6 protein-coding genes and 1 riboswitch are annotated in these 7,114 nt (G+C 60.7%); of the genes, 2 read left to right on the forward strand and 4 right to left on the reverse strand.

Annotated features, from left to right (window positions below; genetic code table 11):
* Nucleotides 1–183: 183 nt before the first annotated feature.
* From cpdA to DK871_RS28015, 3 genes are all read right to left on the reverse strand, one after another.
* On the reverse strand, nt 184–996 hold the full coding sequence (cpdA, locus tag DK871_RS28005) for a 3',5'-cyclic-AMP phosphodiesterase (protein WP_138763116.1): 813 nt from the start codon (nt 994–996) through the stop codon (nt 184–186).
* Between the two features lie 97 nt (nt 997–1,093).
* Nucleotides 1,094–1,543 carry a DUF1249 domain-containing protein gene (locus DK871_RS28010; RefSeq protein ID WP_073524857.1) on the reverse strand — a complete coding sequence of 150 codons (450 nt, stop codon included), beginning with the start codon at nt 1,541–1,543 and terminating at the stop codon, nt 1,094–1,096.
* A complete protein-coding gene (locus DK871_RS28015; RefSeq protein WP_161907439.1) occupies nt 1,534–2,151 on the reverse strand; it encodes an NUDIX domain-containing protein in 618 nt (205 codons plus the stop codon). Before DK871_RS28015 ends, DK871_RS28010 begins: the two co-directional genes overlap by 10 nt.
* A 193-nt stretch (nt 2,152–2,344) precedes the next feature.
* Here DK871_RS28015 and DK871_RS28020 point away from each other — a divergent pair, with 193 nt between their 5' ends.
* Complete coding sequence (locus DK871_RS28020; protein WP_161907440.1) at nt 2,345–3,091, forward strand: RsiV family protein; 747 nt, start codon at nt 2,345–2,347, stop codon at nt 3,089–3,091.
* A gap of 167 nt (nt 3,092–3,258) precedes the next feature.
* Here the strand turns inward: DK871_RS28020 and thiC are convergent, their stop codons facing one another.
* Entirely contained in the window at nt 3,259–5,148 is a 1,890-nt protein-coding gene (gene thiC, locus DK871_RS28025; protein ID WP_014716647.1) for a phosphomethylpyrimidine synthase ThiC, read from the reverse strand.
* Nucleotides 5,149–5,297: 149 nt separating this feature from the next.
* Nucleotides 5,298–5,403: riboswitch (TPP riboswitch) on the reverse strand.
* 196 nt (nt 5,404–5,599) lie between these two features.
* Here thiC and DK871_RS28030 point away from each other — a divergent pair.
* Complete coding sequence (locus DK871_RS28030) at nt 5,600–7,039, forward strand: TolC family outer membrane protein (protein ID WP_014716646.1); 1,440 nt, start codon at nt 5,600–5,602, stop codon at nt 7,037–7,039.
* Nucleotides 7,040–7,114: the final 75 nt, after the last annotated feature.

The following is a 7,114-nucleotide window of genomic DNA, read 5'->3' on the forward strand; positions in this document are numbered from 1 at the left end:
CCGAGTGGTGGGGCAAGAGCCCTTTTGGTTACTTTTGGGGCTCTTTTCCAAAAGTGACCCGCTGTAAAAGCGGAACCATAAGCAGCCGTTACCTAAATAATGGATATGTACACGGTCTGATCCGAGATTCTGGTCGGCAGTCAGGCCGCCATCGCAGGCAAGCCAGCTCCCACAAGTGAGGCCTTAGTAACCGTTGCTACCGTAATCGACGGTGAATGCAAAGCCAACCAAACGCTCCACCCCCGTCTCCAACCGTCCGTCGCCATGCAAACGCAACCAGCGATACCCCGGCGCTTGCTCGCTGACCTGAAAGTCCTCACTCCCCGGCGCAAACTGGATACAGGTAGACGGCGAAGCCAACAGCCGCACACCGTCGCGCTCGCTGTCGATCTCCTGATGCACATGCCCCCACAGCAATGCCTTGGTCTGCGGAAAGCGCTCAAGCACGGCAAACAGCGCTTCGGGGTTGCGCAGACCAATTGGCTCCATCCACGCACAACCGATGGGCACCGGATGATGGTGGAAACACACCAGGTGATGGCGGCCCGGCGCTTCGCTCAAGGCCTGCGCCAGCAGTTGCAGTTGCGCGTCTTGCAGGTAGCCCGGCACCGACCCGGGTACCGCCGAATCCAGCAGAGTGATACGCCAGTTGCCGATATCCACCACCGGTTCGAGCAAATCACTGTGCATGGCAGCCTGGGCCATGACCTGCGGTTCGTCGTGGTTGCCAGGAATCCAACGCGCCGGAGCGCCAAGGGACGCGGTCAAATCGCGAAACTGCTGGTAGGAAGCCAGCGTGCCGTCCTGGGACAGGTCGCCGGTCGCCAGTATCAAGTCGATGGCCGGCTGTTGCGCGCGCACCAGCTCGACTACCCGCTGCAGGCTTTCACGGGTGTTCATGCCCAGCAGCGTGGCGTCAGGGTCGGCAAACAGATGGCTGTCGGACAACTGCACCAGCAACACGGCATCAGGATTCACGGCGGATACGCTCGGCAAGGCGCTCTCCCTGGCAATCACAGGAATGGATAGTTGGCGCGATTATGCTGGGGCAGGGCACAAAGAGGAAACCCAAGGAAGCAGACGCAGTTCACATCTACCGCACCACTTCAAACTCATGGCCCAAGGCCAGGCAGTGGCTGAGCCATTCGCCGAGGAACACATTGAGCTGTGCTTTCTCATCGGGCTGGTGCATGAACACATTCGGGTAAGGATAGATGCTGCGAAAGCGTCGTGCATGTTCGGCGCTGATCACTTCGGCCATACGCGCATCGTGGTACACCTGCACTTCCAATTGCGGCACCGGCAACCACGGCAGGCTGTGCTCCTGGCGCACCCGCAAGGTGGTGGTGTACGGACAGGTGAGAATGACTTCCAGGGTCAGCACGCCGAGCATCTGGTCGCCATGGGTGACAGCAATGCGCCGCGCCTGGGGGGTGTGACGCATGTCCGGGAGCAGGCGCATCAGCCGCGCATAGTTGGCCTCGCAGGCCGCTTGCAGCCCGATCAGGTCAACTCGATAACGTTCCCGTGCCTTTACTGCCATAACCCCCTCACTTCCGCGCGATTAAGCGCAAGCCATTGCAGGGCGATAATGCTGGCTGCGTTGGAAATCTTGCCGTCGCGCACCGCCTGCAAGGCATCTTCGAAGGCCCAGGCGGTGACGCGGATATCTTCTGCTTCTTCTTCCAATCCATGGACCCCACCCGCGCCCGAGCTATCGCAACGGCCCAGGTACAGGTGGACAAATTCGGTACTGCCGCCCGGCGACGGGAAATACTTGGTGATCGGCCACAGCGCGGAGAATGTCAGCCCAGCTTCCTCCTCGGCCTCGCGGTGTGCAACCTCCTCGGGTTGCTCATCCTTGTCAATCAGGCCGGCGACCATCTCCACCAGCCAGGGGTTATCGGCACGACCCATGGCGCCGACGCGGAACTGTTCGATCAGCACCACCTCATCGCGCAGCGGGTCGTAGGGCAGCACGCACACGGCGTCATGACGCACGAACACTTCGCGGTTGATCACCCGGCTCATGCCGCCGTCGAACTTCTCGTGGCGCAGTTGCACGCGATCGAGCTTGTAGAAGCCTTTATAGGCATTGTCACGCTGAACAATCTCGATCTTGTTCGGCGTCGACTTCTCGATGTCGGTCATGGTGTCCCTCGTTAAGCTCGTGCAATGGCTGCCATCCTAACGCGCCGGCGCCCGTTGATGCAGCCCCTTTCCAGTTGCCGTCAGCGGCGGCGAACGTCAAACTCACTGCAATCAGTTTAGTGGCGAACTGGCGGCCACGTTGGCAGTCCAAGCGCTACTCTTTTCGCTTTCCATCGATTTACGAAGGACACACATGTCGCTTTTAAGAATCGCCTCCGTGGCCTGTATTGCCTTGACCCTGGGTGCTTGCCAGAGCCTGTTCCAACCCGCCTACCTCAAGCCGCTGGACGTTACCACCGACAAGTCGGAGCAGATCAAGCCCGGCTGTGACAGCCCGGCCTGCCCGCTGGTGAACATCGACACCGTGCATTTCCCTGCCGAGCCACAACTGGACAGCCTGGTGGAACAGCGCCTGCTGCAAATGACCCGCACCACGCCTGGCGCCAGCGTGCCGGCGAGCCTGAACGCTTACCGCAACACCTTCCTGCGCGAGTCGCCGGACCGCCACGGCATGTACTTGCAAGCCAAGGTACGTGACCAGCATGACGGACTGGTGATCGTTGAAGTGTCCAGCTACCTGGACACCGGTGTCGCCCACGGCGAGCCAGGCCGCGGGTTTATCAACTATTCACGGATTCTGCATAAGGAACTGACCCTGGCCGACATGCTACTGCCCGGCCAGGAGCAGGCCTTCTGGAATACCGCGAAAGTCGCCCACAACAGTTGGTTGATCAGCACCAAGATGGACCGCGACCCGGAGTTCGTGAAGAGCTGGCCGTTTCAGAAAACCCCGAACGTGGCCTTGACCAGCGGCGGCGTGGTGCTCAAGTACAACGTCAGCACCATCGCCCCTTACGCACAGGGGCTGATCGAAATCACCCTGCCCTATACGCGCCTCACCGGCGTGATCAAGCCTGAGCTGATGCCGGCACGCCGCTGATCGGTTGTTATTGCAGGGGAGAGTGGGTGTTTGTCGGATCGCTATCGCGGGCAAGCCCGACTCCCACAGGGGACCGGCTGTGAACACAAAATCTGAGTCCACTTAGGCCAACTGTGGGAGCCGGGCTTGCCCGCGATGACGGCGGTGCAGGCACCGCCGCCTATGGATCAGACCTTCTTGTAGAGCTGGCTACCTTCCTGCTTGAACCGCTCAGCCTGCTCGGCCAAGCCCTTGGCCACATCCACATCCACCGCATCGATGCGCTGGTTGGCCGCGTACTCCCGCACTTCCTGGGTGATTTTCATCGAGCAGAACTTAGGCCCGCACATCGAACAGAAATGCGCGACCTTGGCCGAATCCTTCGGCAAGGTTTCATCGTGATATGAACGTGCGGTATCCGGGTCCAGGCCGAGGTTGAACTGATCTTCCCAGCGGAACTCGAAGCGCGCCTTGCTCAAGGCGTTATCGCGAATCTGCGCGCCGGGGTGGCCTTTGGCGAGGTCGGCCGCGTGGGCCGCGATCTTGTAGGTAATGATCCCGGTCTTCACGTCATCCTTGTTCGGCAAGCCCAGGTGCTCCTTGGGCGTGACGTAGCAGAGCATGGCACAACCGAACCAGCCGATCATTGCCGCGCCGATACCCGAAGTGATGTGATCATAGCCGGGCGCAATGTCGGTGGTCAGCGGGCCTAGGGTGTAGAACGGCGCCTCGTCGCAGCACTCCAGTTGCTTGTCCATGTTCTCCTTGATCAACTGCATCGGCACATGGCCGGGGCCTTCGATCATGGTTTGCACGTCGTGCTTCCAGGCGGTCTTGGTCAGTTCGCCCAGGGTTTCCAGTTCGCCGAATTGCGCGGCGTCGTTGGCATCGGCAATCGAACCCGGGCGCAAGCCATCGCCAAGGGAGAAGCTGACGTCATAGGCCTTCATGATTTCGCAGATTTCGTCGAAATGCGTGTAGGTGAAGTTCTCTTTGTGGTGGGCCAGGCACCACTTGGCCATGATCGAACCACCACGGGAGACGATGCCGGTCACGCGCTTGGCAGTCAGCGGCACATACCGCAGCAATACCCCAGCGTGGATGGTGAAGTAGTCGACGCCCTGCTCGGCCTGTTCGATCAAGGTGTCGCGGAACAGCTCCCAGGTCAGGTCTTCGGCGGCGCCCCCGACTTTTTCCAGGGCCTGGTAGATCGGCACGGTACCGATTGGCACTGGCGAGTTGCGGATGATCCACTCGCGGGTTTCGTGGATGTGTTTACCGGTGGACAGGTCCATCACCGTGTCCGAGCCCCAGCGAATGCCCCAGGTGAGCTTCGCCACTTCCTCTTCGATGGACGACCCCAGGGCGCTGTTGCCAATGTTGCCGTTGATCTTCACCAGGAAGTTACGGCCGATGATCATCGGTTCCAGCTCGGTGTGGTTGATGTTGGCCGGGATGATCGCGCGGCCCCGGGCGATTTCTTCGCGTACGAATTCAGGCGTGATGATTTTCGGCACGCTGGCGCCGAAGCTGTGGCCGGCGTGCTGCTGATCCAGCAAGCCACTGGCACGGGCCTCTTCAAGCTTCATGTTTTCGCGGATGGCGACGTATTCCATCTCGGCCGTGATGATGCCTTTGCGCGCGTAATGCATTTGCGTGACGTTGGCACCGGCCTTGGCGCGGCGCGGGTTCTTTACATGGGCAAAACGCAGGGCAGTCAGTTCGGCGTCGCTCAAGCGCTGCTGGCCGAAGTGCGAGGTGAGACCGGGCAGGCGCTCGGTGTCGTCGCGTACTTCGATCCACGGCGAGCGCACGTCGGCCAGGCCTTTGCGCACGTCGATAATCACATTCGGGTCGGTGTAGGGGCCTGAGGTGTCGTAGACGGTAACCGGCGCGTTGATTTCGCCGCCGAAATCGGTAGGCGTGACGTCCAGGCTGATCTCGCGCATCGGCACGCGAATATCCGGGCGGGAGCCCTGCACGTAGATTTTCTGCGAGCGGGTAAACGGCTGCACGGAGCCGGAGTCGACCTTGGCCGATTCACTCAGGTGCACGGTATTTTTTAGTTTTGTACTCATCACGGGCTCTCCAACTTATCCAGGCGGTGGATTTTTGTCGGAGCGAACCTGTGACGGACGGACGCACTGTAACCAGTGCTGTGCTTGGCGCACGAGGGCTGTTCGATTGTCGAACAACATCCCGGACGAAGCACAAGAGGACTCGCCGGGTGACGAGAAATCTTGTTCCCTACGCAGGCGCTAACCTGATCAGGTTCAACGGGATCCGGTATTTACCGATCTCAGCCTTCCAACAAGGCACCCCGACAAGAACGCGGCCAGTCTAGACCATGGCGTGGGCAAATTGCCAATAGCGGTGCATTCAGCGTGATGAATGGCGCGATCGTGGGATTGTTGTGCGCAGGTCCGGCCACTACACTCGGGCACTGCTTCAAGGCTTGACGCCAGGAATGGCCAGCCTTAGCCTTGAGCGCTAAATTATAGTCGTAATATTAAAATTAGGGATCGCCTCATGCTGCGCAAACTCTCACTGGCTGTTGCCGTGTCTTGTGCGACCAACGGACTGGTCTGGGCAGCTGAAGCGCCCTTGTCCGCCAACACCGACCTGGTCAGCGTCTATCAGGAAGCGGCGCACAACAACGCCGACCTGGCCGCTGCCCGTGCGCAGTACGGCGCGCAAAAAGAAGTGGTGCCCCAGGCCCGCGCAGGTTTGCTGCCGAATCTGTCGGCCGGTGCCGACAGCAATAACGTGCGCACCCAGATCGATCAACCGGCCGCCACGGCCAACCGTGACGCCCACTCCTGGCGCGCCACCCTGAGCCAGCCGTTGTTTCGCGCCGACCGCTGGTTCCAGCTGCAAGCCGCCCAAGCGGTCAACGAGCAAGCCTCGCTGCAACTGTCGGCCTCCGAGCAGAACCTGATTTTGCAAAGTGCCGAGAGCTACTTCGCCGTGCTGCGCGCCCAGGACAACCTGGCGTCGACCAAAGCCGAAGAAAATGCCTTCAAGCGCCAGCTCGACCAGTCCAACGAACGCTTCGATGTGGGCCTGTCGGACAAGACCGATGTGCTGCAATCCCAGGCCAGCTACGACACTGCCCGGGCCAACCGCATCCTGGCCCAGCGCCAGGTGGACGACGCTTTCGAAGCGCTGATCACCCTGACCAACCGCCAATACAATTCGATCCAGGGCATCGTTCATACGCTGCCGGTGCTGCCGCCGGCGCCGAACGACGCCAAGGCCTGGGTCGAAACTGCCGGGCGCCAGAACCTCAACCTGCTCGCCAGCAATTACGCGGTAACCGCCGCCGAAGAAACCCTTCGGCAGCGCAAGGCCGGCCACTTGCCGACCCTCGATGCGGTTGCGCAATACGAAAAAGGCGACAACGACGCCCTGGGTTTCAGCAACCCGAACCAGTTGCCTATCCCGTACGGCGGCGATGTGTCGCAGCGCACCGTCGGCCTGCGGTTGAACATTCCGATCTACAGCGGCGGCCTCACCAGCTCGCAAGTGCGCGAATCCTATTCGCGCCTCGACCAGACCGAGCAACAACGCGAAGGCCTGCGCCGCCAAGTGGTGGAAAACACCCGCAACCTGCACCGTGCAGTCAACACCGATGTGGAGCAGGTGCAAGCACGCCGCCAGTCGATCATCTCCAACCAGAGCGCGGTGGAAGCCACGGAAATCGGCTATCAGGTGGGTACGCGCAACATCGTCGACGTGCTGGACTCACAGCGCCAGCTGTACGCGTCGGTGCGCAACTACAACAACAGCCGCTACGATTACATCCTCGACAACCTGCGCTTGAAGCAGGCGGCGGGCACGCTCAACCCAGGGGATTTGCAGGATCTGGCGCGCTACCTCAAGGCCGACTACAACCCGGACAAAGACTTCCTGCCGCCGGACCTGGCCAAAGCCGCTGCCGAACAGCTCAAGGCCCGCCCCGGCTATTAAAATGTGGGAGGCCCCACTAAGTCTCCGACATAGCGCTGTCGCGCATCAAACTGGTTCATCGTAAGGTTTAAGAAC

The sequence above is a fragment of the Pseudomonas sp. L13 genome, assembly GCF_009935965.1.
GTDB lineage: Bacteria > Pseudomonadota > Gammaproteobacteria > Pseudomonadales > Pseudomonadaceae > Aquipseudomonas > Aquipseudomonas lactis.

Excerpts from the sequence above, each read along its gene's own strand:
- DK871_RS28015 (WP_161907439.1), bottom strand. The coding sequence starts at position 2,151 with ATGACCGACATCGAGAAGTCGACGCCGAACAAGATCGAGATTGTTCAG.
- DK871_RS28030 (WP_014716646.1), top strand. The coding sequence starts at position 5,600 with ATGCTGCGCAAACTCTCACTGGCTGTTGCCGTGTCTTGTGCGACCAAC.
- DK871_RS28010 (WP_073524857.1), bottom strand. The coding sequence starts at position 1,543 with ATGGCAGTAAAGGCACGGGAACGTTATCGAGTTGACCTGATCGGGCTG.
- thiC (WP_014716647.1), bottom strand. The coding sequence starts at position 5,148 with ATGAGTACAAAACTAAAAAATACCGTGCACCTGAGTGAATCGGCCAAG.
- DK871_RS28020 (WP_161907440.1), top strand. The coding sequence starts at position 2,345 with ATGTCGCTTTTAAGAATCGCCTCCGTGGCCTGTATTGCCTTGACCCTG.